This is a genomic window from Pedococcus sp. P2_D7 (assembly GCF_056404295.1).
The window spans coordinates 576,455-601,390 of the sequence record NZ_JBFUEH010000004.1 but is presented as its reverse complement, the minus strand read 5'-3'; the positions used below and the strand labels follow the sequence as shown (position 1 = coordinate 601,390).

Below are 24,936 nucleotides of genomic sequence, written 5' to 3'. Positions count from 1 at the left end.
CGACCTGGGGCGTCTAGGAGGGCGTGGCTCCGTCGCAGGTGTCGATCACCATGGCCACCGTCTGCGCGACCTTGGCCGGCGACAGGAGGCGACCACCGAACTCGGTGACGTAGAACGTGTCCAGCGTCTGGCCGGCATACGTGGCGATGTGCGCGGAGCGCACCGAGAGGCCGGCCTTGGCGAACCCCATGCCGAGCTCGTGCAGCAGGCCGGGACGGTCCTGGGCGCGCACCTCGATGACGGTGGCCTCCTCGGATGCGTGGGGCACCACGAGCGCACGGGCCTGGCCGGGCGACCCGGTGCCGGACTCGGCACTCGGGCGGGCGGCGAACTGGCGGCGGCGTTCGAGCAGGCCTAGCGGGGCCCGGTCACCCTGGGCCAGCCGCTCGAGGCCGCGGACGATGCGCTCCTCGTGCGGCGGCTCACCGCTCGGGCTCTCGACGTGCCACTCGTTGGCGGCCACCCCGTCGATCGTGCGCAGGATCGCGGTGCGGACCACCAGCCCGTATGCAGCGAGCAGCCCTGCGGTGTCGGCGAACAGTCCCAGCCGGTCGCGGTCGAAGACGTCGATGCGGTAGCACCCACCCTGCGGCCGGACGATGACCCGAGGGTCGCCTGCGGCCACGGAGCGCAGGTCGTCCTCGTCGACGGTCGCGGTCTCGGCCGGCGGTGGCACGGCGCCTTCCTCCCAGCCCTTGCGGGCGGCCTCTGCGAGCTGGCTCAACAAGGTCGCTCGCCAGTCGGTCCAGGCCGCCGGCCCGGCGGCGCTCGCGTCGGCCTCGGTGAGCGCGACGAGCAGGTCGAACACCTCGCGCGACCCGCCCACGGCGGCGCGCGCGGCCGTGACCGTGCCGGCGTCCTGGTGGTCGCGGCGGGTGGCGAGGTCGATGAGGGTGAGGTGCTCGCGCACCAGGGTCGTGACGACCTCGACGTCAGCGGCGGGGTAGCCCAGGCGGGTGGCGATCGCCTTGGCCAACGGCGCGCCCGTCGATGAGTGGTCGTGCGCCCCCCGGATCTTGCCGATGTCGTGGAGCAGCGCGGCGAGCAGCAGCAGGTCGGCGCGGGTGACGCTGCGCACCAGTCCCCCGGCCAGGACGACGGTCTCGATGAGGTGGCGGTCGACGGTGTGGCGGTGCACCGCGCTGCGCTGCGGCCGGGAACGCACCGCTGCCCACTCCGGCAGCCACCGGTCGATGATGCCGGCCTGGTCGAGGCCTTCCCAGACCCCGATGAGCCCGGGGCCGGTGGCCAGCAGGTCGGCGAAGAGGTCGCGCGCGATCTCCGGCCACGGCTCACTCAGGGTGGGGGCCTGTCCGGCCAGGTTGGCCAGCGTGGTCGGGGCGATCGGCAGGTTGGCCCGTGCGGCGACCACGGCGGCGCGCAGGGGCAGCAGTGCGTCGGTGGACAGGGTGCTGCGCGGGCCGAGGACGACCTCGCCGTCGTGCTCGAACATGCCGAAGCCCAGGGGGTTCAGCTGCGGGCGGCGCGGACCGACCCTCAGGGTGCGGGCCCGCTGCGACTGCCCGGCGCGGCGGACCGTGCCGTCGAGCGCGTAGGCGATCGTGCGACCGGCATCGGCCACTGACGTCATCAGCTCGTCGGAGTCGGTGTGGCCCAGGAGCGCGGAGACGGCGTCGTGGTCCTCGCGGGTCAGCCGGTCGCGACCCCGGCCGGTGACCACGTGCACGGCGTCGCGCACGTCGAGCAGCGTCTGGTGCGCCTCGTCGACCCCGACGTGCGGGCGGTCGGTCAGCCACGCCGCCACGAGGGCGTTCAGCACCGTCATGTCCCGGAGCCCGCCGTGGGCGTCCTTGAGGTCGGGTTCGAGGCTCTGGGCCAGCTCGCCGTGCCGGGAGTGCCTCGCCTTGAGGCTGTCCACCAGCTGCGGCAGCCGGCGACGGGCGTTCGCGCGCCAGTCGTGCGAGACGGTCGAGCGTGCGGCGGCCACCACCTCGGGGTCGCCCGCGACGCACTGCAGGTCGAGCAGCCCCACGGCTGCCGCCAGGTCGCCCGAGGCCACGGTGCGGCACTGGTTCACCGTGCGGACGGCGTGGTCGAGCTTCACGCCGGCGTCCCAGACGGGGTACCAGACGCGGTCGGCCAGGCCCCTCAGGTCGTCGCCGCTGAGCGAGCGACCGTAGTGCAGGAGCACCAGGTCCACGTCGCTGAGGGGGCCGGCGTCACCGCGGGCCAGGCTGCCGACGGAGGCCAACGCGATGCCGTCGGTGGGCTTGCCGTCCAGGGCCTGCGTCCACACCTGGGAGAGCCAGTCGCGGGTCAGGCTGGCGATGGCGTCGCGGCGGGTCGGCCCTGCTCCGGGGGCGTCGAAGCCCCTCGCCCCCGCCAGGTCCAGGCGGCGGGCCGCCAGGTCGGTCTCCTCGATCGTCACTCCACCACCGTGCCCTCTCGACGTTTCCGAATGTGAGCCCCCGTGTTACGCGCGTGTTAGACGTCTACGGGTGTTTGTGCCGGGTCGGGGCGGTTCGCGTGTGACCACGAGCGGTCGAGGCGACTCGCACTCCTGGCCACTGGCGCTCCATCGCACCCCGGTTTCCGGCCCTCGGTGCCACACCCGTGGCCAGAAGTCGTGGTGGTAGGTATGCCGTGGGGACGCGACAGTGCCCGGGACCGCGCGCGCGGTCCCGGGCACCGTCGGTGCGGCTGGTCGGTCAGAGGGCGTCGACGCCACGCTCTCCGGTGCGGACCCGGACGACGTCCTCGACCGGGACGGTCCAGATCTTGCCGTCGCCGATCCGGCCGGTCTGGGCGGCCTTGAGGATGACGTCGGCCACGGAGGTGGCGTCGATGTCGTCCACGAGGACCTCGACCCGCACCTTCGGCACGAAGTCGACGGTGTACTCGGCGCCGCGGTAGACCTCGCTGTGGCCACGCTGCCGACCGTAGCCGGACGCCTCGCTGACGGTCATGCCGGAGATTCCGTAGGCCTCGAGGGCCTCCTTCACCTCGTCGAGCTGGTGGGGCTTGATGATCGCGGTCACGAGCTTCATGCGGACGCTCCCTCATGGGTCTTGGCAGGCTTGGCGGACGACGTCGTGACAGCTGACGCGGTGCTGAACCGGCCGGAGGTGAGCCCGGTGAGCTCGTAGGCGGACTCACCGTGCTCGCTCTGGTCGATGCCGTCGGACTCGACGTCCTCGGTGACCCTCCAACCCATCGTGTACTTCAGGGCCAGTGCGATCACCGCGGTCAGGATGCCACTGATGAGCAGGGAGGCGAAGGCAATGAGGATCTGGACCACGAGCTGCTTGGCACCACCGCCGTAGAACAGGCCGGACCCGGTGGCGAGCAGACCCGCACCGATGGTGCCCCAGAGACCAGCGACCAGGTGGACACCGACCACGTCGAGGCTGTCGTCGTAGCCGAAGCGGTACTTCAGGCCGACGGCCAGGGCGGACAGGCCACCGGCGACCACACCGAGGATCAGGGAGCCGACGGGCGACAGCGCGCCACAGGCGGGGGTGATGGCGACCAGTCCGGCGACGACGCCCGAGGCGCCACCGACCGACGTGGCGTGGCCGTCACGGATCTTCTCCACGAGCAGCCAGCCGAGCATGGCCGCACAGGTGGCGGCGGTGGTGTTGAGCCAGACCGTCGAGGCCAGCCCGTCCGCGGCGAGCTCGGAGCCCGCGTTGAACCCGAACCAGCCGAACCACAGCAGGCCGGCGCCGAGCATGACGACCGGCACGTTGTGCGGACGCATCGCCTGCGAGCCGAAGCCGAGCCGCTTGCCGACGATCAGCGCCAGCACCAGGCCGGCGATACCGGCGTTGATGTGGACCACAGTGCCACCGGCGAAGTCGATCGGGAGCACGTTGGCGACCCCGTCGGTCGCGCCGAAGATCTTCGCGGACAGGCCGCCCTCGGCGCCGGAGAGGACGCCACCGCCCCACACCATGTGGGAGATCGGGAAGTAGACGATGGTCGCCCAGACTCCGGAGAAGACGAGCCAGGTGGAGAACTTCACGCGGTCGGCGACGGCACCGCTGATCAGCGCGACCGTGATGACGGCGAAGGTGAGCTGGAACCCGACGAACACGGTCTCGGGGATGAACACGTCGACGCCGAAGACGTCGATCAGGCGCGAGCCATCCTCACCGATGACGTTCTTGAGGCCGAACAGGTGGAAGGGGTTGGTGAACAGGCCACCGACGTCGCCGGTGCCGTCCTGCAGGTTGCCGAAGGACATGGAGTAGCCCCACAACACGTAGATGACACCGACGACGCCGAGGGCGCCGAACGACATCATGATCATGTTGAGGACGGACTTGGCTCGCGTCATTCCGCCGTAGAAGAGCGCGAGACCGGGGGTCATGAGCAGGACCATCGAGGCGGCGACGAGCATGAAGGCGGTCGCGGCCTCGTTGATCGTGGGGTCTGCCGCTGGCAGAAGAGCTGGAGTCATGGCCAGAACTCTGACCGGCGGGCGTTTCAGGGCGTGCCGGGATTTGTTACAGCCGTGTTAGCGGATCCTCACCTCGGTAAGGATCAGGTTTCGGACCGCAGCCGGTCTCACATGGTGGGAGTTGCTGCCCGCGCGAGGTACCGCTGGCCCAGGGAGGTCAGCTCGTCGTCCTCCACGAGCTCCCCGAACCGGACCAGCGCACCGGCCGGGGCGCGAAGCGCCTCCCACTGCCGGCTCTCCACGAGGATGTCGCAGAGCAGGATCTGCAGGTCGGGCGCGACCGGCCGGCCGGTGCGCTCGGACGCCCCGATGGCCTCCCCGAGCAGGGTCGCCGCGGTCTTCGAGTCGCCGCGCTGCCACAGCACGATCGCCTCGACCTCGGCCAGCGCCACGCGCAGCTCGACGGTCGCCAGGGCATGGACGAGTCGACGAGCCCGGTCGAGGGCGTCGTCGGCCCGCGGGTCGCCCGCCGCAGCCAGGGCCCGCGCCGCCAGCACGGCCGCCTCGGCAGCCCAGCCGCCATCACCCGCCTGCTCGTAGAGGTGCGAGGCCCGCAACACGAGCACCGGCCCTTCCTCCGGGGGTGCGACCTGCGCCAGCCCCATCAGTCCGCCGGCGGCGTGAGCCGGCTCCCCCAGGGCCTGCAGCTGCTCGACGTAGCCGCGCCCGGCCGCGAGCGCGTCGGTGTCGCCCAGCAGCACCTCCACCGGCACCAGCGCGACGTGGCAGCGCAGGGTCTCGACCTCGTCGTCGGCGAGTACCGCAGCACCCAGGGCGTCGCTCAGGACCTGCGCCGCCGCGGGATGACCGGCCCCGAACAGGATCTGCCCGAGGCGCCGGTCGAGCACGGCCTGCATGGTCAGCTCGGCCGGGTCGGTGACCGGCAGCAGCTCGGCGCGGGCCTGCGCCCAGCCGTGCACGAGGTGGTCCATCCGGATCGGGTCGTGCGCGTCGGCCGCCGCGAGGAGGGCGTCGCGGTAGCCCGCGACGTCGTCCGGAAGGGGCGCCGCGGCCTCCGCCACCACGGCCGCGGGCAGGTGCTCTTGGTCTGGCTGCACGGCGCCGACGATAGCGCGACGACCGACGAGGTATGCCGCGTGGTGCCCTCGCGTCAGAAGGCCGAGATCGAGCCGGGCGCCCGCTGCGGGCGGCTCAGGCCGCGGACCACGGCGGTCTGCCCGTGTCGCCGCACGGCGACCCCGGTGAGCAGGCCCAGCACCGGCCCGACCACGTCGTCGGGGTAGGTCGGGGTGTCCACCCCGACGCTCGCGGCCAGGTCGTCGCCGTGCACCACCATCTCCATCATCCGCGTCGTGAGGAAGTCCTCGGTGGACAGCGACCAGCCCTGCCACCCGATGAAGATCGTGTCGGGCCGGCGCGGCGCACCGAGCAGCCAGGGCAGCTCCGCGGCCCACTCGCGACCGAGCTCGAGCACGACGTCGGGACCGACGCCCGCCGCCTCGTTGTCGCCCTCACGAATCGACACGTTGACGTCGTCGTCCGGGGCGGCCTCCACCCACGCGGCCCGGGCGTAGTGCTCCTGCAGCCCGATCAGCGGGGCGTCGTCACCAGCCGCGACCGGCGCAGCGCGCAGCCCTGTCACGGTGTTGCCGGCCTGCTTGAGCAGGTGGTGGGCAAGCCCTCCCACGGTCATGCCCGCACACGCGCTCTCGCGACCCCAGGCCTCGCGCACCTCGGGCCGCGCGGCCAGGTCGACGCTCAGGTCGACGGCGGAGAGGAAGGCGGCGACGTGCTCGGCTCGGCTCACGGGACGACCCTAACCGGCGGCACCGACGGGGTCACGGCTCGAGCGGTCCGCATCCAGCGGTTCGGGAGGGGGTGCGGGAGGCGACCCCTCGGGTGCCGTGGGCGGTGTGCCGCCACGGAGGCGAGCGAACCGCTCGCGCAGCCACGCGGCATACCGCTCGAGGGGGAGGAAGGCGAGCATCATCACGAGGTGGGGCCAGAAGGCGATGGTGATGGCGCCGTAGGTCATGGCGTGGAAGATGAACCAGCCACCCACGGCACGGCGTCGCCACTTCTCGGACAGCAGGAAGATCACCGGCGAGGTGAGCTCGGCCCCCATCAGCACCCACTGGAACCAGTGCAGGGTCCACGGCACGTCGAGCAGCCACTGGGCCATCGGCGTCCCGCGCCGGACGACGGCCCGGACCATGGTCGCGGAGTTGACCCAGTCCCAGCCACCGAAGCGGACCTTGGCCCACGCGGAGAGGAAGTAGGTCGCCACCGCGGCGAGCTGGACCGCACGCAGGGCGAAGCCGGCCGCCTCACTGCGCCGCTGGTCGGACAGGTGCGCCAGCCCGACCGTCGGCAGCAGGGCGAGGGCCACGACGAAGTCGGCCCGGTCGTGGTCGACCTTGCCGTAGGAGAACGCGACGTACTGGTACCAGACCCAGCCGACGGCCACCGCCCACCCGAGCACCCGTGGGGCACGACCGGTCATCGCCGCCAGGGCAGCGACGACGCAGCCCCACTTGAGGAGCTGCACGAGCAGCACCGACGCCGCGGGCACGTGCAGCACCCTGCCCAGGACCAGTGGCTCGTACCAGACCGGGTCGGCGTAGCCGTGGTACCAGCCGGAGGTGTGCAGGAGGACGACGTCGACGATGACGAAGGCGAAGACGAGCACGCGCAGGGCCGCGACCCGCGACAACGGCATGGGGGCGAACAGCCAGCCCGAGCACCGTCGACCGAGGCGTCGCCCCAGCCCGGTCACGTCGTTCGCGGGCGTCCCGACCGACCCCCCGGTGCTCACGGCGCCTGCCACTGGGCGAGCACCTCGGTGCGCACCTCGCCGGTGGGCTTGCGGTCGACCACGACGATGAGTCGGCGCACGACCCGCAGGGCGGTCCACTCCGCGGAGGTGGGGCGCAGCTGGGCATGGCTGCGTGCGAGCGTGCCGAGCCGGGACGGGTCGGCCTCGATCTGTGGGATGCGTCCCTCGACCTCGGCCCGGTTCAGCCCGACGTTTTCCGGGGTCAGCGGGGCACGCACCCACTGCCCCGGTGCGTCAGCGGTCTGCACCTCGATGCCGGTCGACCAGACCGAGCCGGTGGCCGCCTGCGAGGTCGAGAACATCCGCCACGGGCTGAACGGCCACCAGTGGTCGTCACCGACGAGGGACCCCGCGCAGAACACGACGGTGAGGCCGAGGACGACAGCCGCTCGCCACGTCTTCGCTGCCCGACCGAGTCGGTCCACCCCCGTTTCCACCCGCTCAGGCTAGGCCATCGGGGTGGCCGTCCGGCCGACCCGACGGCCGAGGCGGCGACCGGACCAGGCTCAGGCGGTCGCCCACACCCCGAGCTCATTGCCGGCGGGGTCACGGAAGAAGAACCTCCGTCCGCCGGGGAACTCATAGGGCTCGCGCGCGATCGTGCCCCCGGCCTCACGGACCCGGGTGACGGTCGAGTCGAGGTCGTCGGAATAGAGCAGGACCAGGGCACCGCCGGGGCCAGGGCGTCCCTCGGGGTTCAGCCCCCCGACCTCGCCCTCCCCTCCCGGGGCGACGATGCCGGCGTACTCGCCGCCGTAGTCGTTGAACTCCCAGCCGAAGGCGGCGGAGTAGAAGTCGCGCGCGGCGCCGAGGTCGGGCGCCGCGAGCTCGATGTAGTCGATGGTGTGGTGTGTCGGAGCCATGGAGTCACGCTAGCCACGACCCCCGACAGTCACCCAGCGCCGCTGGGGGCCCCATGGTGGCGCGTCGTAGACGGTGGACCCGGTCGGCAAGCGTGATGAGGTTCTCGCCCCTCGCCCGGTGGACCGAGCCGACGAGGACCCACAGGGTCAGGTGATCGCGGCCTCGAACAGGTCGCGCCGCTGCCCGAACCACTCGGCGTCGAGCCGGGGCCGCTCGGCGTGCCCTTCGGCGACCATCCGCACGAACGCCGGATCCCCTTGCGCCGCAAGGTCTTCCAGGGTGCGCGACTGCTGCGTCATGCGGCGCAGCACCGCGTCGGGCACCTGCGCGCGCAGGGCCGAGTCCGCGGCATACCCGTCGAGCACCGCCGCGCACTTGTGCAGCCGCTCCGACAGCGACACCCCGCCCATCTCGCGGCGCACCGCTGCCTCGTCGTGCCACAGCGGCGTCCAGGACCAGAGCACGTACGCGATGTCCTCCACGGGTTGTCCGGGCGAGGCGAAGTCGAAGTCGATGACGGCGAACGAGCCGTCAGGTCGCAGCACCGTGTTGTAGGTGCCCACGTCGTGGTGCACCACCACCTCCCCGGCGGCCAGGGCGCGACCGGGCACGACGCGCCACGGCAGGGCCGGGTCGGGCTCGAACCCCGCCTGTGCATCGTGGAAGGCGCGCAGCCAGGCACCGATGGCGCGGCACGCCTCGACGGTCCGGAACTCCGGGGCCAGCACGTCCGGCCCCAGCGTCCCCACCTGCCCGGGCAGGTATGCCGCGACCTCGCGCCCCTGAGCATCGGTGCCGAGGGCGCGGGGCGCGGCATCGAAGCCGACGGACTCGAGGTGGTCGAGCAGCGCGTGCACCGCCGGGGTCCAGTGCCCGGCCTGCCGGCGGACCGTGTCGCCGACCCGCACCACCACGCCGGTGTTGCCCCCGCTCAACGCCTCCTCGACCAGTGGTTCCTCGACGTCGGCGCGTGGCGCCTGGCGATCGCTCACCGTCGGTGCCTGCGCGAGAGCCGGACGACGAGGAGCGCCAGCAGCACGAGCCCCGCACTGGCACCGAGCCCGGCGACCAGCTCACCGCGGTTGACGACCAGCGGTGCGCCGTCGTCGCCACCCGCGCCGTGGCCAGGGGTCGGCGCGGGCGTGGTGGGGACGGTCGAATGAGTGGCCGACGAGTCGGGCGACGAGGTCGTGGGAGTAGCCGTGGCGGTGCCGGTCGAGGTGCTCGGCAGCTGCGGCAGGGCTATCTCCTGGACGCGGGAGCCCCGGCCCTCGCTGCCCACCAGCACACCGGTCCCGCCCGGCGCGACGGCCAGGGTCTCCCCCTGCGGCTGGAGCGGGAGCAGCGTGGTGAGCTGCTCGGTCCACGTGCGCGGGTCGAGCAGGTGGAGCGAGGTGTAGGTCCGGACGGCGAGCGCGGAGCCGTCGGGGAGGTAGACGGCGTCGGTCACGGTCGAGGGCGCCGAGCCGACGCGAGTAAGCCGGTTGACCCCCTGACGGCTGGGCGAGGTCGGGAGGGCGTAGACGCTGCCCGGCCGACCCTTGGTGACGACCACCACGCGACCCGTCCGCGGGTCGACTGCGATCGCCTCCGCGTCGTGCGGTCCGTCGGGGTAGCGGAGCTCCCACGATGCCGGTCCACCACGCGCGCCGGAGGTCGTGCCCAGCTTCGGCTCGTCGAACCAGAAGACCCTCACCAGGTCGCGGGAGGCGCCGTTGTCACCGATGTCGGCCACCAGCATCCGCCCCTGCTGCGTGACCGCCAGGGCTTCGACGTCACGCACCGCGGCGGCGAAGGTGTGCACCCCGACCGTCGCGCCGGTGCGGGTGTCGACGGCGAAGACCCGTGCGGTGTCGCCGGAGTCGTTGACCGTCCAGACCGTGTGCGGGTGGCGGACACTGAGGGCCAGCCCCGACGACTCGCTGATCCGGGCGTCCTCGAACCGGAAGTCCACCCGTCCTGCACCGGCGGCGGCCGCCGGGGCGGCGGCACACGGCATACCCACCGCAGCCATGGCGAGCGCCGCGGTGAGGAGCCCGCGAAGGTCAGGCAAGGAGCGCGTCGACGAAGGCCTCGGGGTCGAACGGCGCGAGGTCGTCCGGCCCCTCGCCCAGGCCCACGAGCTTGACCGGCACCCCGAGCTTGCGCTGCACGGAGACCACGATGCCGCCCTTGGCCGTGCCGTCGAGCTTGGTGAGCACGATCCCGGTGACGTCGACGACCTCGGCGAAGACCTCGGCCTGCCGCAGGCCGTTCTGACCGGTGGTGGCGTCGAGCACGAGGAGCACCTCGTCGATCGGGCTCTGCTTCTCGATCACGCGCTTGACCTTGCGCAGCTCGTCCATGAGGCCGACCTTGTTGTGCAGCCGTCCGGCGGTGTCGATGAGCACCACGTCGGCCTCGAGCTCGGCACCCGCCTTCACGGCGTCGAACGCCACGGCTGCGGGGTCCGCGCCGTCACGGTCGGAGCGCACGGTCGGCACGCCGACGCGAGCCCCCCAGGTCTCGAGCTGGTCGGCGGCCGCCGCACGGAAGGTGTCGGCGGCGCCGAGCACGACGTCCTTGTCCTCGGCGACGAGCACCCGCGCCAGCTTGCCGACCGTCGTGGTCTTGCCGGTGCCGTTGACGCCGACGACCATGACGACAGCCGGGCGCCCGTCGACGCGGGAGCTGACGACGGTGCGGTCGAGGGTGGGGTCGACGAGCCGCAGCAGGTCCTCACGGAGCCAGCCGCGCACGGTCGACTCGTCGGTCGTGCCCTCGATCTTCACGCGGGCGCGCAGCGACTCGACGAGCTCGGTGCTGGCCTCGACGCCGAGGTCGGAGGCGATGAGGGTGTCCTCGACCTCTTCCCAGGCCTCCTCGTCGAGGTGACCGCGGGACAGCAGGGCGAGCAGCCCCTGGCCGAGGGCGGTGTTCGACCGCGCCAGCCGGGCCCGCAGCCGCTGGAGGCGACCGGCGGGAGCGTCAGGGCGGTCGAGCGTGGTCGCCGGAGTCGGGGACGGGAGGGTCTCGTCGACCGGGGTGGGGAGGGTGTCGACCGAGCCGGCGTCCTCGATCGACCGCTTGGGGGCGTCGCGCGGCGGTTCGGCGTCGTCGCCCACGCCGGGCAGCACGTCGCGGTCGCGAGTCGGGGTCGGTGAGGGCGCTGACTTGGTGCGGCCTGCGCGGCCACGCACGAGTCCGAGCAGCACCCCGCCGAGGATGACGAGGAGCCCGACGATGACGGCAATCCATTCCCACAGCTGATCGATCACGCGCGCCATCCTCCCCCATCACCGCCCCGCGACACGATTCGAGGTGGGCGCACCCGCGATCCGGGTACGCCCACCTCGACTCTCGTGGCCCCGCTACCGCGGAGCCGGGATGCTCCAGATACCCCGGCCGTGGGTGGCGGCGTAGAGGTTGCCGTCCGGCGCGGACTCAAGGTCCATGACCACCGTCAGCGGGAGGCCGGTGCCGAGCACCTGCCACGTCGTCGCGCCCTTGGCCCGGTAGAAGGTGGTCAGGTCGGTGCCGAGGACCACTCCCCCGTTGCCCAGCTGCTTGACGGAGCTCGCCGGCACGTCCGGCAGGTTGCCGCTCGTGTCGGTCCAGCTGGCTCCGCCATCCGTGGTCTCGTAGAGGTGGCCGACCCCGGCGCCCGGACCCTCGGTGAACCGGCGCGAGAAGCCGTTGATGGCGGCATACGCGTGCTGGGTGTTGGTCGGGTCGACGGTCAGGCCCTGCACGAACCGGTTCGGGAAGGTCGAGGACAGCGTCAGCTGGTGCCACGTCCCGCCCGCGTTGGTCGCGATGCCACGAGCGAAACCGTTGTTGTTGCACGGCCCGCACCACGACACGTATGCGGTGCCACCCTGCATCGAGACCGCCGTGGCCTGGTGGCCGGCGCCGAGGTCGAAGACCTTCTTCACGGCCGAGGCGTCGCGAGCGGCCCACACCTTCGGGACGGTGTAGACGAACTGGCCGCCGAAGATGGCGGTGTCCGGGTCGGCGCCATCGAGCCCGACCGGCGCGATGAACCGGGGGTTGGGGTCACCGGGGTCGAGCGACCAGCTGGTCGCCGCGGCCTCGCTCAGGGCGCCGGGGTTCGTGGCGCAGTTGTTCGTGACCTTGACCGCCAGGTAGACGTACTCCTGCAGCTGGTTGCAGCCCTGGCGCGGGTCGGCGGCACTGTCACCACCATCACCGCCGAAGCCAGAACCCATCTCGGTGTCGCCGTTGGTGCCGTTCGTGGCGACCTTGCGCAGGTTGGACGTTCCGTTGTCCTGCAGGCCACCGGAGACGACCACCCCGCTGCCGGCAGTCTCCTTGCCGACGGAGACCGAGTAGTACTGCAGCGCGTCGAGGGTGCCGTCGGTCGAGGTGGACTCGAGGTCGGTGGCGTTCCCGTTGGCGTTGACCGTGCCGTTCACCGGGCGGCGGTAGACGCCGCCGTCGTTGCCGAAGAACACGACGGGGGTGTCGTTGCGGCTGCCGACGGCCACGGAGTGCTGGTCGGGGTGGCCGGCCATCGGGCAGGTGTTCTTGGAGTCGGCGATGTTCCAGCAGGGGAAGTAGAAGTTCCAGTACGGCGACACCGCCGACCAGTGGCTCCCGGCGTCCTTCGTCTCGAAGACCTCTTCCAGGCCGGCCCACACGTGGTTGCTGTTGGCCGGGTCGACGGTGAGGAACTGGTTGTACCAGGCCTGGACGCCGACGCCGTAACCCTTGCGGTCCAAGGCCGATCCGCTGTTGTGCAGCTGCGCGGCGTCGGCGATCTTGTTCCACGGGCCCTTGGGCGAGCCGGTCTTCGACTCGAAGATCCCCGCCAGCGACGACGAGCCGCTGATCTTGCTGGGCTGCTGAACCAGGGCGTACAGCCGGTCACCGGTCTTGCTGAACGCGAAGGTCGTGTACCCCACGTCGGAGGTGTTGGTGATGCTGCCGAGGGTCACCGAGAGCTTGTGCCAGCTCGACGGGCCGGCGGTGAAGTCGTTGGTCTCGTAGAACCCGTTGTAGGTGTCACCCGACCGCCAGCCGATGGCTGCCACGACGTGCTTGGGGTTCTTCGGGTCGACCGCGATGTCGTTGACGATGTTCTTGTATGCCGCGTCGGTGGGTCCCGAGGAGGTGTTGCCTCCCCAGTTGGACCCGGCCGGCACGAGGACGTTGCCCGCGTCGTCCTTGATCTCGGGCATCCACGTGGGGTTGGGCGCGAAGCCGAAGGTCCAGGCCCCGGCCTTGCTGCCTGCCGCGTGGTACCAGATGCCGCGGTTGGTCGCGGCGAAGACGGTCGCCCCGCCGCCGAACCTGATCCGGCCGATGGTGGTGGACTCGAGCTCCTTGCCACCGACCCGGTCGGTCGGGGCGAACGCGCTCGACGTGGGGCTGCCGAGCCGGTAGACGCCGGCCCCCACGAACGAGGTGGCACCGGTGTTGGACTCGCCGGTCGCGAACCACAGCGAGCCGTCACCGGCGAGCTGGAGGTCACCGCCGCTCAGGGAGGGCAGGGTGTCGGCGATCGACGTCCACGCGCCGCCGCCCTGGGAGGAGCGCCAGACACCGCCGTCGGCGCCCGCGGCATACACGTGGTTGGCACTGTCGGCCGCCAGTCCGGTGACCCGTCCGGTCACGTGGCCGGCGCCACCGGAGGAGTTGGAGTAGTAGTCGCGGTAGCGCGGGTCATCGGCGTTGTAGGGGACGCCGGTGACCTCCTTCCAGGTGCCGGCCGAGTGGGTCAGGCCCTGGATCTGGGTGAAGGCGTTGCCATACGCGCCGGGCGCGACGATGCCGGGAGCGGTGCGCGCCTGCGCGAACTGCTCGGCGATCGTCACCGCCTCCTTGGACTCGTTCTGGGCCTCGGTCGGGTTGCCCCCGGCGATCATCAAGGCCTTCTCCATGACGGCAGCGTTGTAGTGCCGGTCACGCCATTGGTACTTCAGCCAGGCCTCGTTCAGCTCGTGCCGACCCAGGAAGCCGGCGGAACCGCCGACGACCAGGGCCAGGCCGCAGCCGGCCGCGATGATGCGACGCGTGCGGGACGTGAGTGGTGTTGCCATCCGCGGTACTCCCTCTGAAAAGGGCCCCGGGTCAGGGCCGTCGCCCAGCATCCTCGCCAGCGGGGTCACTGACCCATGACAAATGTCATGGGTGGGATCGGACGTACCACGCCTGACCTGCGCAGACACCGACGACGAGAGCCGCCCCCATGGACTGGGAAGCGGCTCCGAGGACTACCCGACGCGCAGCGTCAGGGCTTCGCGTCAGCTGGCGCGGTGGCGACCGCTCATGTCGTCGGCGGAGTCTCCGGGGGTGATGGTGTCAGCGACCTTGTCCTTCGCCGTGACGATCGCCTCACCGGTCGTCTCGAGGGTCGACGCGGTCTTCTCCTTGACGACGGCGATGATCTCCTCGCCCTGCGGCGTGAGCAGCTCGCGACCCTCACGGCGCGCCGGGATCGCGACCACGGCGACGACCGCAACGGCCAGTGCGACGCAGATGAGCATGCCGATGATGAGGGGGACCATGCCTCCAAGGGTGCCCTGCCCGGACGCGTTTGCTCAAATCGACGCGCGACCGCCGGTCTGCTACGCGCTCTGGGCAGCCACGTCCCGAATGCGCTGCGAAACCACAGTGGTCACACCGTCACCACGCATCGACACGCCGTAGAGGGCGTCGGCCACCTCCATGGTGCGCTTCTGGTGGGTGATCACGATCAGCTGGCTGGAGTCGCGCAGCTCCTCGAAGAGGGTGATCAGTCGACCCAGGTTGGCGTCGTCGAGCGCCGCCTCGACCTCGTCCATGATGTAGAAGGGGCTGGGCCGCGCCTTGAAGATCGACACCAGGAGGGCCACCGCCACGAGCGACCGCTCGCCACCGGAGAGCAGCGAGAGGCGCTTGATCTTCTTGCCGGGCGGGCGCGCCTCGACCTCGATCCCCGTGGTGAGCATGTTGGCGGGGTCGGTCAGGGTGAGCTTGCCCTCGCCGCCGGGGAAGAGCCGGCTGAAGACACCCTCGAACTGGGCGGCCGTGTCGTGGAACGCCTCGGTGAAGACGCGCTCGACCCGCTCGTCGACCTCGCGGACGATGTCGAGCAGGTCACGCTTGGACTTCTTGAGGTCCTCGAGCTGCTCGGTGAGGAACTTGTGGCGCTCCTCCAGCGCGGCGAACTCCTCCAGGGCCAGCGGGTTGACGCGACCGAGGGCGCCGAGGGCACGCTCGGCCTTGCGCATCCGCTTCTCCTGGACCTCGCGCACGAAGGGCGCCGGCTCCGGCAGGGTGTCGGGGTCGTCGTCAGGGCCGGCGACGAAGGGGACGAGCTGGTGGGGGCCGAACTCCTCCATCAGGGCATCGGGGTCGATGCCCAGCTCCTCGACGGCCTTGGCCTGCATGGCTTCGATGCGCAACCGCTGCTGGGTGCGCGCGACCTCGTCACGGTGGACGGTGTCGGTGAGCTCGCGCAGGTCGTCCTGCAGCACCGAGACCTCGCGGCGCACCTGGGTCAGGGCCTGGTCGCGCTCCGAGCGCTCCGCCTCGGCGCTGGCGCGCTGGCGGGACGCGGTGTCGAGGGCATCGGCGATCAGCGTGGAGGCGTAGGCCGCTCCCCGGCGCACGGCTTCGGCCACGGTCGCCTCGCGCTTGCGCCGCTCCTGGCGGGCGGCGAGCCGCTGACGCGCGGCGAGCTCGTTGCGGGCCGCACCCTCGAGCGAGTCGGCCCGGCCCTTGAGGGCACGCCCACGCTCCTCCTTGGTGCGCAACGTGAGTCGCAGCTCGGTCTCCGCCGTGCGACCACGGCTCGCCTCGAGCTCCAGCCGGTCTCGCTCGTCGGTGTTCGGGTCCTGCGACTCGGTCGGTTCCGCGCTGGCCTCGTCGAGGCGCTCGGTGAGTCCGGCCAGCTCGACCCGGTCACTCTCGAGGGCAGCGGTGGCATCGGCGATGGTGCGCTCGGTGCGCTCGGCCTCGGCCTTGGCGGACCGCACGGTGGCCCCGAGGTGACCGAGGCGCTCGGCCACGGCTGCCATCTTGGCGTCGGAGTCGTGCAGCCGCTCGAGGGCGGCCTCGACGTCGTCGTTCGCCGCACGGTGGCGCTCCAGCGCGGCGGTCAACGCGAAGCGGGCCTGCTCACCCCGCCGGGTCGCGTCGGCGACGCGGTCGCGGGTCTCGTCGACGGCCGACTGGATCTCGATGAGGCTGGGCGCGTGGCTGCTGCCGCCACGGACGAAGCCGGGGGCGAAGACGTCACCGTCGGTGGTGACCGCGGTGATGCCCTCACCGCGCGAGACCAGGGCGGCTGCGAGGGCGGGGTCTGACACGAGGGCCACGCGGTCGAGCAGCTGCTCCACCGCCGGTCGCACCGTGGCGGGAGCCTCGACGACCTCGCGGGCCCAGACGGCCGAGCCCTCGAGGGCCGGCCACGTGGACGGGTCGCTGGAGCTGGCGGTCTGCCCGACGAGGAAGGAGGCCCGGCCCGCGTCCTCGGCGCGCAGCGTGGTGAGCGCGCGAGCCGCGTGGTCGACGGACTCGACGGCGAGCGCGTCACCGGCCCAGCCGAGCGCCGCGGCGATGGCTGCCTCGTGGCCACCCTTGACCTGGAGCAGGGACGCGACCGAGCCGACGATCCCGTGCTGGGAGTCGGCGGCGGCCAGCAGGGTGGCGGCGCCGTCCTTGCGGGACAGGCTCAGCTCGAGGGCCTCGAGCCGCGCGGTGCCACTGGTGCGGTCGCGCTCGGCGAGGCGCTCGGCCTCACGGTGCTGCTCGACCTCGGCCTCGACCTGCTCGAGGACGGCGGCGGCCTTCTCGTAGGCGGAGTCGAGTCCCTCCTCGCCCTCCTCGTCGACGGCGACCGACGCCTCGAGGGTCCGGAACTCCTGCTCCGCCGCTGCGGCGCGCTGGAGTGACTGCTCGATGACGCCGCGCAGGCGGCCGATCTCGGCCTCCCCGGCCTCGAGCCGGCTCCTGCGGGCACCCACCTGGCCGGCGAGCTTGGCCAACCCCTCGCGCCGGTCAGCGGCCGCGCGGGCGAGGCGCTGGAGTCGCTGCTGCTCCGCGGCATACGCCTGCTCGGCGGCCTCGCGGGCCGCGACGGCGACCTCGAGCTCGGCCTTGGCCTCGCGCACCTCGGCGAGCAGGGCCTCTTCCTGCTTGCGCGCCTCGGCGGCCTGCGCGCGCAGCTCCTCGGGGTCACGGCCCGAGGTCTGCTCGTCGTGGGTGTCCTGGCTGAGGAGGCGCACGCGCTCGGCGGCCAGGGACTCCGTGGAGGTGAGCTTGTCGCGGAGCTGCTGCAGGCTGAACCAGCGCTCCTGCGCCTTCGCCAGTTCCGGCGCGGCGTCCTGGGCCTGCTGCTCGAGGGTGGCGAGCCGGCTGCGCAGCGTGGCCAGGCCCTCCTCGACCTCGGTGCGCTTGGCGACCAAGGCGGTCTCGTCGGCGACCTCCTGCTCGAGGGTCGAGGTCAGCTGGACGAGGTCGTCGGCGAGCAGGCGCAGGCGGGCGTCACGGGCGTCGGCCTGGATGACGGCGGCCTTGCGAGCGGCCTCGGCCTGGCGTCCCAGGGGGCCGAGCTGGCGGCGGATCTCACCGGTGAGGTCGTTGACCCGGGTGAGGTTGGCCTCCATCGACTCGAGCTTGCGGAGCGCCTTCTCCTTGCGCTTGCGGTGCTTGAGGACGCCAGCCGCCTCCTCGATGAAGCCGCGGCGCTCCTCGGGGGTGGCGCGCAGCACGGCGTCGAGCTGGCCCTGGCCGACGATGACGTGCATCTCGCGGCCGATGCCGGAGTCGGACAGCAGCTCCTGGACGTCGAGCAGTCGGCAGGACGTGCCGTTGATGGCGTACTCGGAGCCGCCGTTGCGGAACATCGTCCGCGCGATCGTGACCTCGGTGTAGTCGATCGGCAGGGCACCGTCGGAGTTGTCGATGGTCAGCGCGACCTCGGCGCGACCCAGCGGCGCGCGGCCGGACGTACCGGCGAAGATGACGTCCTCCATCTTGCCGCCGCGCAGGCTCTTGGCGCCCTGCTCACCCATCACCCAGGCGAGCGCGTCGACGACGTTGGACTTGCCCGAGCCGTTCGGGCCGACGATGCAGGTGATGCCCGGCTCGAGACGCATCGTGGTCGCCGAGGCGAAGGACTTGAAGCCCTTCAGGGTGAGGCTCTTGACGTACACGAGCGGGTCGGCTCCTGGTGAGATGCGGGGTGGCCTGACTTGCTGTCTGCCTGGGCGGTTGTGCGTGGGCCACCCTACCCGCGGTCCGCGCGTGGTCCCGGCACCTTCCGCCGCCCTGCGTTGCCTGTGCCTCGTGTGACACAAGTGGCTCCAGAGGTATGCCGCGCCACTCCCTTTCCCCACTTCTGGCCAGCTGTGCGGCAGCAGACCCCCGGAATGAGCACCACGTGCGACACCAGTGGCCAGAAGTGCGCAGGGTCAGGAGCCGGCGATGGCCTCGTGGTGGTGGATGACCTCGGCGATCACGAAGTTGAGGAACTTCTCGGCGAACGTCGGGTCGAGCCCGGCCTGGTCGGCGAGGTCGCGCAGCCGCGCGATCTGGGCCTCTTCGCGCGTGGGGTCAGCGGGCGGCATACCCTCGCGGGCCTTGAGCTCACCCACCTGCTGGGTGCACTTGAAGCGCTCGGCGAGCAGGTGGATCAGGGCCGCGTCGATGTTGTCGATGCTCGCCCGAAGGCGCAGCAGATCGTCAGGGGTCGAACCAGTTGAACGGGACGAACCGGGCGTCGATGCGGTCGAGCTCACCCGGCAATCGTAGGCACGCCGGCTGCGACGGCGTCGGGGTGTCTCAGATCTTCACGCAGCTTGTCGTTGTCGCGCTGCAGTCTGTCGACGAGGAACTCGAGGTCCCGCACCCGGCGACGCAGTTCGATGGTCTCGAGCATCAGTCGCGGGTCAGACGCCACGCGATAGCCCACCAGGGCCTTGGCCATGTCGACTCCTTCTCCGCAGACGTGGGGGTCGCGTCCTGCGGGTGCCCGTTCCGGCATCTCATCCGGCTTCACGTCCGGGCATCTCTCAGGGTGACATCCGGACCACAGCCGGTCAATGCCGCAGTGGGCAAACTGCCGCAACCACGCTCACTCGCGACCCGGTCACTTCCCGGTCAGGTCACTTCCCGGTCAGGTCACTTCCCGACGCGATCAGTTCTCGACGCGGTCACTTCTCCACGAACCCGACCAGCCCGTCCTTGGGAGAACCCCACGTGGTCACGCACTGCTGGACCTCGCCCGGCCGCAGGTGCTGGGAGGGTCGCTCCTCGATCAGCGCGACCAGCTCACGGATCCGCTCCTCGTCGCCCTGCGCGACCACCTCGACGCGGCCGTCCCCGGCGTTGCGGGCATGGCCGACGAGGCCGAGCTCGAGCGCCCGCGCGCGGGTCCACCAGCGGAACCCGACACCCTGCACCCGACCGTGCACCCAGACGACTGCCCTGGCCGGACCGTTGTGATCCATCTGCACCACCCTCTCGGTTCAGTTGTACAACCGCAGGGCCCCTGCTGTCAGCCGCGCCGTGGCCGGGGGCGCGGCTGGCACCGCGGGCACGAGAACGACGAGCGGTTCATGAAGGCCTCGCGCCGGATCAGGGTGCCGCAGCGGTCGCACGGACGACCCTCCTGCCCGTACGCGTGCAGCGACCGGTCGAAGTAGCCCGACGCCCCGTTGACGTTGACGTACAAGGCGTCGAAGCTCGTCCCGCCCTCGCCGAGGGCCGCCAGCATCACGTCGTGGGCATGGTCGAGCACGCGTGACAGGGTCGGCTTGGTGAGCGAGGAGCAGAGCCGCTCGCCGTGCACCTGCGCCCGCCAGAGGGCCTCGTCGGCATAGATGTTGCCGATCCCAGCGACGAGCGTCTGGTCGAGCAGCGCCCGCTTCACCGCGGAGTCGCGGGACTTCATCCGACGGACGACGGCGGCCCGGTCGTAGCCCGCCTCGAACGGGTCGGGCGCGATGTGGGCGATCGTCTCGGGGACCAGGTCGTCGGTCAGCTCGGCCAACGCCATCCCCCCGAACGTCCGCTGGTCGACGAAGCGCAGCTCCGGCCCGCGGTCGGCGAAGGTGAACCGCGCGTGCAGGTGCTTCTCCTCCGGCGCGTCGGCCGCCTCGACGAGCAGCTGCCCGCTCATGCCCAGGTGGGCGATCAGCCCGTGCCGGTGGCCGTCGGGCGCGCGCAGCACCAGCCAGAGGTACTTCCCCCGTCGCCGGGCCTGCTCGACGTGGTTGCCCGCGAGCTGGGCGGCGAGGTCGAGCGGGCCGGGCAGGTGCCGGCGGGCCACGCGCTCGCCGCGGAACTCGGCGTCCGCGATCGTGCGCCCGACCACGTGGTCGTCCAGACCACGACGGACCACCTCGACCTCGGGCAGCTCAGGCATGGGGCAACTCAAGCATGCGGGCCCGACACCCTTGCGGGCCGGCTCCGACTGACGTCGGGTATGCCGGGTGCTCGCCTAGGAGGGCGAGCCCGCCACGGCATCCTCGTCGGCCGAGGCGATGGGGTCGCCGGCACCGGTGAGGTCGCCCGCGCGGGCCGTCAGGGCCCGCCAGGCCAGCTCGGCGGCGCGCTGCTCAGCTTCCTTCTTGGAGCGGCCGCTGCCGGCCCCCAGCACCTCCTCGCCGACGACGGCGCGGGCGTGGAAGGTCTTCTCGTGGTCGGGGCCCTCTTCGTCCACGCGGTACTCGGGCACGCCCTTGGCCGTGGCGGCGGACAGCTCCTGGAGGCTGGTCTTCCAGTCGAGCCCGGCGCCGAGGGTGGCGCTGGCGGCCATCAGCGGGTCGAGCAGGTGGTGCACCAGCCGGGCCGCCGCGGGCATGCCGCACGACAGGTAGACCGTCCCGATGACGGCTTCCATCGTGTCGGCGAGGATCGAGGCCTTGTCGCGGCCCCCGGTGCTCTCCTCACCACGCCCCAGCATCACGTGGTCGCCGAGGCCCAGGGTGCGGGCGACATCGGCGAGGGCACGCATGTTGACCACCGCGGCGCGCAGCTTGGCCAGCTGGCCCTCGGGCAGGTCGGGGTGGGTGGCGTAGAGGGTGTCGGTGACGACCAGCCCCAGCACCGAGTCGCCGAGGAACTCGAGGCGCTCGTTGTTGGGCAGTCCGCCGTTCTCGTACGCGTACGACCGGTGCGTGAGGGCACGCAGAAGCAGCGACTCGTCGATCGTTCCGTCCACCACCTCGGTGAGGTGCTGGACGAAGCCGTCGACGGGCCGCTGCATCGCGCTGTCCCCGATGGGGGACTGAGGGGTACTCACGCGAGGTTCAGACCGGCTCAGCCCTGGTGCTCGGTGCGCTCGGCCGGCGTGTAGTGACGGCCCTTGTAGGTGCCACAGGACGGGCAGGCGATGTGGGGCTGCATGGCAGCCTTGCACTGCGGGCACGTGGTGAGCGTGGTCGCCGTCGCCTTCCAGTTCGCACGACGCGAACGGGTGTTGGAGCGCGACGTCTTCCGCTTCGGGACAGCCACGTCAGTTCCTCTTCTCTTCGGTGTTGCTCTGGGTGGTGTCGGGGGACAGCGCGCTGAGCGCGGCCCACCGGGGGTCAAGCACTTCGTGGTGGTGGTCGGGGTCGTCCGCCAGGTGCGCTCCACACTCGGAGCACAGACCCGGACAGTCTTCCCGGCACACGGGCTGGAACGGCAGTGCAGGCACCACCGTGTCCACGAGCACGGGCTCGAGGTCGAACAGGTCGCCCTCCAGCACGTGCTCCTCGGTCTCGTCGTCGTCCGCGCCCACCTCACGGTGGTGGGCCGCGCGATCGGCGTAGGCGAACAGCTCCTGGAAGTGTCCGACAACCTCGTGGCTGACGGGATCCAGGCACCGCACGCAGGCGCCGGTTGCCGTGGCTCGGGCCGAGCCGGTGACCAGCACGCCCTCGACGACGGACTCGAGCCGGAGTTCCAGCTCGATCGGGGCCCCTTCCGGGACCGCGATGACGTCCGTGCCGAAGTCGGCAGGTGCCTCGACGGTGCGCTGGAGGCGTTCCATGGAACCGGGTCGCCGACCGAGGTCCGTGGTGTCGAAGACCAGCGGCGATCGGGGGTTCAGGTGTTCCATGGCTCCAGCAGACGTCGAGTGACTCGGACTTCACCTCGGGCGAGGACAAGACCGACGCACGAGATTACCGGAGCACGGGCCACTCCCCCAAATGCGCGGGTATGCCGCCCGGCCCGGTCCGTCCCAGCCGGCGGGCTTCAGCGTGGCACAGCTGACGGGACGGCGCGCACCAGCGCCTCCCCCAGCACGGGGGCCAGGGTCCGCACGTAGGTGGCCGTGAGGTGGTCACCCGCGCGGTGGATCGACACGTTCCCGATCGCCACGGGGCACTCCTCCACCGGGCAGATCCACGGGGTGAGGTCGACCAGCGGGGTGCCTGACGAGGCCGCCGCCTCGCGTTGGGTGGGGAGCCCGCTCCCGGCCACCGCTGCAGCCCGGTCGAAGGCGCACCGGCTCAGCTGGTGGGGGTGGCGGGCGGTGCACACGTCGAGGTCGTCGGGCGACAGCGGGCTGTCCCCCAGCACCACGACGGACACCCCGGCCTCGCGCAGCTGCGACCAGCGGGCTGCCAGCCCGGAGACCAGGGCCGCCCGGGTGGCGTGGGCGCCGTCCCAGGCCGACGCGGCATACCCGGAGGTGAGGAGGAGGTCGGGCGGGTCCGTGCGCAACCGGTCGGCGACCCGCCGGTTCCACTCGTCGCAGGCCGGGTAGGGCCGGCCCTCGTTCTGGGCGTGGCCGGCGGCCAGCGCGCAGGAGGACTTGCCGTAGGTCACGATCCGCCAGCCACGGGCAGGAGCCAGCCGCTCCAGCGCGGGCAGCCACTGCATGGCCTTGGAGTCACCCACCAGGGCCACCGTGGTCGGGCCGTCGGCGACGCCGAACTCGCACGCCACCGGCTCCTCGACCAACCGGTCCACCTGGCAGCGGTCGACGTCGGCGGCGGGGCGGTCGGTGCCGGCGAGCTGCGGGTCGGGAGTGAGCCAGTCCCAGTCGTCGACGGCATACCTCGCGGGGTCAGTGCTCGGCGGTGACGAGAGGGTCGTGGCGCCCAAGGTGTCGACCGACGGTCTGGCGCCGGCCATCGGCGTCGTGCGGAAGGGCGACTCAGCGGTGACGAGCGGGATGGCCGCCAGCGCGCCCACGGCCGACAGGGCGACGCCGAGGGCGAGCACCGGCCGGGTGCGCGCGGCCAGCGCCCGGCTGTGGTGGATCGGGCTCTCGAGGAACCGGTGGCTCGCCCAGGCGGGCAGCAACGACACCACCAGGACCAGCACCCGCTGGGTCGTCGTGATGCCGTCGAGGGCCCACTCGGTCAGCACCAGCGAGGGCCAGTGCCAGAGGTAGATCGAGTACGAGAGCCCCCCGACCCAGACCATCGGGGCACTGCCGAGCACCCGGACCGGTCCGCCCGGGGCACCTGACCAGCCGGCGAGCAGCACCGCCGCGGCTCCCACCGTCGGGACCAGCGTCCACGGTCCGGGCGTGGTCGCACCGGCCGGCAGCCAGACCGCCGACCCGACGACAGCGGCGAGCCCCGCCCAGCCGAGCACGGCCCACGCGACAGTGCGGGTCCCTGTTCCCGCGCCCACAAGCCCTTCGGTATGCCGCGTGGCCGGCTCCCTGCCGGCGCACCAGACCGCGAGCGCCGCACCCACCCCGAGCTCCCACGCGCGGGTGGTGGTGACGAAGTACGCGCGGTCTGGGTCGACGTGACCCAGCCACACGGCATACCCGAAGGAGGGCAGCGCGATGGCGGCGAGGAGCCCACCCACGACCCCCACCCCGGCTCGGCGGCCCAGCCGCTTCATGACCACGGCGAGTGCGATCAGGGCGAGCGGCCACACGACGTAGAACTGCTCCTCGACGGCGAGCGACCAGAAGTGCTGTACCGGTGAGGGGATGCTGTCGGAGGCGAGGTAGTCGACGGCGCGGTGGGCGAACACCCAGTTCACGACGTAGAGCGCGGCCCCGGCGACGTCGGTGCCGATGTCGCGGCGCCGCAGCCCGGGCACGACGAACCACGCGACCAGCGCGGTCACGACGAGGACGAGGATCGCGGCGGGGAGCAGCCGCCGGATCCGCCGGCCGACGAACCGGGCCCAGCTGATCGTGCCGGTGGTGACGAGCTCCCGCACCAGGATGCCCGTGATGAGGAAACCGGAGATGACGAAGAAGACGTCGACCCCGAGGAAGCCGTTCGGGAGCGGCAGGCCTGCGTGGTAGAGCACCACCAGCAGGACGGCGACGGCGCGCAGCCCTTCGATGTCGGGCCGGAAGCGGGGCGTCCGGGGGTCCGTCGAGGTCAGGTCACCGCTCCAGCAGGCGCGCCAGCAGCGCGTCCCGGACGCGATCGCTGACCAGCCCGGAGATGTCGCCACCGTGGGTCGCGACCTCCTTGACCAGCGAGCTCGAGATGTGTTCGAGGCTTGGGTCGCCGGGCAGGAAGACGGTCTCGATCCCTGTGAGGTGACGGTTCATCAGGGCCATCGGCAGCTCGTAGGCGAAGTCGGTGCCACCCCGCAGTCCCTTGACGATCGCGCTCGCCCCGACCTCACGCGCGACGTCCACCAGCAGCCGGCCGGCGAACAGCTCGACGCGCACGTTCGGGAGGTCGACGCACGAGTCGAGGATGAGGTCGCGCCGCTCCTCGGGGGTGAAGGTGCCGCGCTTGGCCGGGTTGTGCAGGACGGCGACGACGACCTCGTCGTAGAGGGCCGCCGCCCGCCGGATGACGTCGGTGTGACCGAGCGTCACCGGGTCGTAGGAGCCGGGGCACACACACCGCCGGGCCCCTACCTGCACGGGCCCGGCCTGCGTGGTCTCAGCGCTGCTCACACGGGAACGCTAGCAGCGCGGCTGTCCCCGTCGAACTCCGTT

23 protein-coding genes are annotated in these 24,936 nt (G+C 71.9%); all 23 read right to left on the bottom strand.

Annotation, left to right across the window (positions count from 1 at the left end):
* Window positions 1–13: 13 nt before the first annotated feature.
* The 23 genes from AC1DWJ_RS12055 to coaD all read right to left on the bottom strand — a co-directional run bounded on the left by AC1DWJ_RS12055 (window position 14) and on the right by coaD (window position 24,894).
* Window positions 14–2,389, bottom strand: a complete 2,376-nt coding sequence (locus tag AC1DWJ_RS12055) for a [protein-PII] uridylyltransferase (RefSeq protein WP_457253348.1) — start codon at window positions 2,387–2,389, stop codon at window positions 14–16.
* 280 nt (window positions 2,390–2,669) lie between these two features.
* The gene (locus AC1DWJ_RS12050) at window positions 2,670–3,008 is read right to left on the bottom strand and encodes a P-II family nitrogen regulator (protein WP_056922536.1); all 339 of its coding nucleotides are present in this window, start codon (window positions 3,006–3,008) and stop codon (window positions 2,670–2,672) included.
* The gene (locus tag AC1DWJ_RS12045) at window positions 3,005–4,423 is read right to left on the bottom strand and encodes an ammonium transporter (RefSeq protein WP_457253349.1); all 1,419 of its coding nucleotides are present in this window, start codon (window positions 4,421–4,423) and stop codon (window positions 3,005–3,007) included. The genes AC1DWJ_RS12050 and AC1DWJ_RS12045 overlap by 4 nt, the downstream gene beginning before the upstream one ends.
* 107 nt (window positions 4,424–4,530) lie before the next feature.
* Complete coding sequence (locus tag AC1DWJ_RS12040; RefSeq protein WP_477620883.1) at window positions 4,531–5,481, bottom strand: hypothetical protein; 951 nt, start codon at window positions 5,479–5,481, stop codon at window positions 4,531–4,533.
* Between the two features lie 53 nt (window positions 5,482–5,534).
* Window positions 5,535–6,191 (bottom strand): maleylpyruvate isomerase N-terminal domain-containing protein, encoded by a 657-nt coding sequence (locus tag AC1DWJ_RS12035; RefSeq protein WP_477620882.1) that lies wholly within the window; start codon window positions 6,189–6,191, stop codon window positions 5,535–5,537.
* A gap of 9 nt (window positions 6,192–6,200) precedes the next feature.
* Window positions 6,201–7,199 (bottom strand): hypothetical protein, encoded by a 999-nt coding sequence (locus tag AC1DWJ_RS12030; RefSeq protein ID WP_477620881.1) that lies wholly within the window; start codon window positions 7,197–7,199, stop codon window positions 6,201–6,203.
* The gene (locus AC1DWJ_RS12025) at window positions 7,196–7,657 is read right to left on the bottom strand and encodes a hypothetical protein (protein WP_477620880.1); all 462 of its coding nucleotides are present in this window, start codon (window positions 7,655–7,657) and stop codon (window positions 7,196–7,198) included. Before AC1DWJ_RS12025 ends, AC1DWJ_RS12030 begins: the two co-directional genes overlap by 4 nt.
* Before the next feature lie 69 nt (window positions 7,658–7,726).
* A complete protein-coding gene (locus AC1DWJ_RS12020; RefSeq protein WP_477620879.1) occupies window positions 7,727–8,083 on the bottom strand; it encodes a VOC family protein in 357 nt (118 codons plus the stop codon).
* A 147-nt stretch (window positions 8,084–8,230) separates the two neighbouring features.
* Entirely contained in the window at window positions 8,231–9,076 is an 846-nt protein-coding gene (locus AC1DWJ_RS12015) for a phosphotransferase (RefSeq protein ID WP_477620878.1), read from the bottom strand.
* A complete protein-coding gene (locus AC1DWJ_RS12010) occupies window positions 9,073–10,137 on the bottom strand; it encodes a hypothetical protein (protein WP_477620877.1) in 1,065 nt (354 codons plus the stop codon). Before AC1DWJ_RS12010 ends, AC1DWJ_RS12015 begins: the two co-directional genes overlap by 4 nt.
* Entirely contained in the window at window positions 10,130–11,350 is a 1,221-nt protein-coding gene (gene ftsY / locus AC1DWJ_RS12005; RefSeq protein WP_457253357.1) for a signal recognition particle-docking protein FtsY, read from the bottom strand. Before ftsY ends, AC1DWJ_RS12010 begins: the two co-directional genes overlap by 8 nt.
* 84 nt (window positions 11,351–11,434) lie before the next feature.
* Entirely contained in the window at window positions 11,435–14,125 is a 2,691-nt protein-coding gene (locus tag AC1DWJ_RS12000; protein ID WP_457253359.1) for a WD40/YVTN/BNR-like repeat-containing protein, read from the bottom strand.
* A 204-nt stretch (window positions 14,126–14,329) separates the two neighbouring features.
* Entirely contained in the window at window positions 14,330–14,593 is a 264-nt protein-coding gene (locus tag AC1DWJ_RS11995) for a hypothetical protein (protein WP_457253360.1), read from the bottom strand.
* A gap of 60 nt (window positions 14,594–14,653) precedes the next feature.
* Window positions 14,654–18,226, bottom strand: coding sequence for a chromosome segregation protein SMC (smc, locus tag AC1DWJ_RS11990; protein WP_457253361.1), 3,573 nt, complete (start codon window positions 18,224–18,226; stop codon window positions 14,654–14,656).
* 258 nt (window positions 18,227–18,484) lie between these two features.
* Window positions 18,485–18,811: a chorismate mutase gene (locus AC1DWJ_RS11985; RefSeq protein ID WP_457253362.1), complete on the bottom strand. Its 327-nt coding sequence runs from the start codon at window positions 18,809–18,811 to the stop codon at window positions 18,485–18,487.
* Window positions 18,808–18,999 carry a hypothetical protein gene (locus AC1DWJ_RS11980; protein WP_457253363.1) on the bottom strand — a complete coding sequence of 64 codons (192 nt, stop codon included), beginning with the start codon at window positions 18,997–18,999 and terminating at the stop codon, window positions 18,808–18,810. Before AC1DWJ_RS11980 ends, AC1DWJ_RS11985 begins: the two co-directional genes overlap by 4 nt.
* A gap of 226 nt (window positions 19,000–19,225) precedes the next feature.
* Window positions 19,226–19,522 carry an acylphosphatase gene (locus tag AC1DWJ_RS11975; RefSeq protein ID WP_457253364.1) on the bottom strand — a complete coding sequence of 99 codons (297 nt, stop codon included), beginning with the start codon at window positions 19,520–19,522 and terminating at the stop codon, window positions 19,226–19,228.
* Window positions 19,523–19,569: 47 nt separating this feature from the next.
* Entirely contained in the window at window positions 19,570–20,439 is an 870-nt protein-coding gene (mutM, locus tag AC1DWJ_RS11970) for a bifunctional DNA-formamidopyrimidine glycosylase/DNA-(apurinic or apyrimidinic site) lyase (RefSeq protein WP_477620876.1), read from the bottom strand.
* 75 nt (window positions 20,440–20,514) lie between these two features.
* Window positions 20,515–21,282 carry a ribonuclease III gene (rnc, locus tag AC1DWJ_RS11965; RefSeq protein ID WP_457254158.1) on the bottom strand — a complete coding sequence of 256 codons (768 nt, stop codon included), beginning with the start codon at window positions 21,280–21,282 and terminating at the stop codon, window positions 20,515–20,517.
* Between the two features lie 53 nt (window positions 21,283–21,335).
* Window positions 21,336–21,530 (bottom strand): 50S ribosomal protein L32, encoded by a 195-nt coding sequence (gene rpmF / locus AC1DWJ_RS11960; RefSeq protein WP_056922518.1) that lies wholly within the window; start codon window positions 21,528–21,530, stop codon window positions 21,336–21,338.
* 1 nt (window position 21,531) lies between these two features.
* Window positions 21,532–22,119 carry a YceD family protein gene (locus AC1DWJ_RS11955; RefSeq protein WP_477620875.1) on the bottom strand — a complete coding sequence of 196 codons (588 nt, stop codon included), beginning with the start codon at window positions 22,117–22,119 and terminating at the stop codon, window positions 21,532–21,534.
* 137 nt (window positions 22,120–22,256) lie between these two features.
* Window positions 22,257–24,437 carry an acyltransferase family protein gene (locus AC1DWJ_RS11950; RefSeq protein ID WP_457253367.1) on the bottom strand — a complete coding sequence of 727 codons (2,181 nt, stop codon included), beginning with the start codon at window positions 24,435–24,437 and terminating at the stop codon, window positions 22,257–22,259.
* Window positions 24,367–24,894, bottom strand: coding sequence for a pantetheine-phosphate adenylyltransferase (coaD, locus tag AC1DWJ_RS11945; RefSeq protein WP_457253368.1), 528 nt, complete (start codon window positions 24,892–24,894; stop codon window positions 24,367–24,369). The genes AC1DWJ_RS11950 and coaD overlap by 71 nt, the downstream gene beginning before the upstream one ends.
* Window positions 24,895–24,936 lie beyond the last annotated feature (42 nt).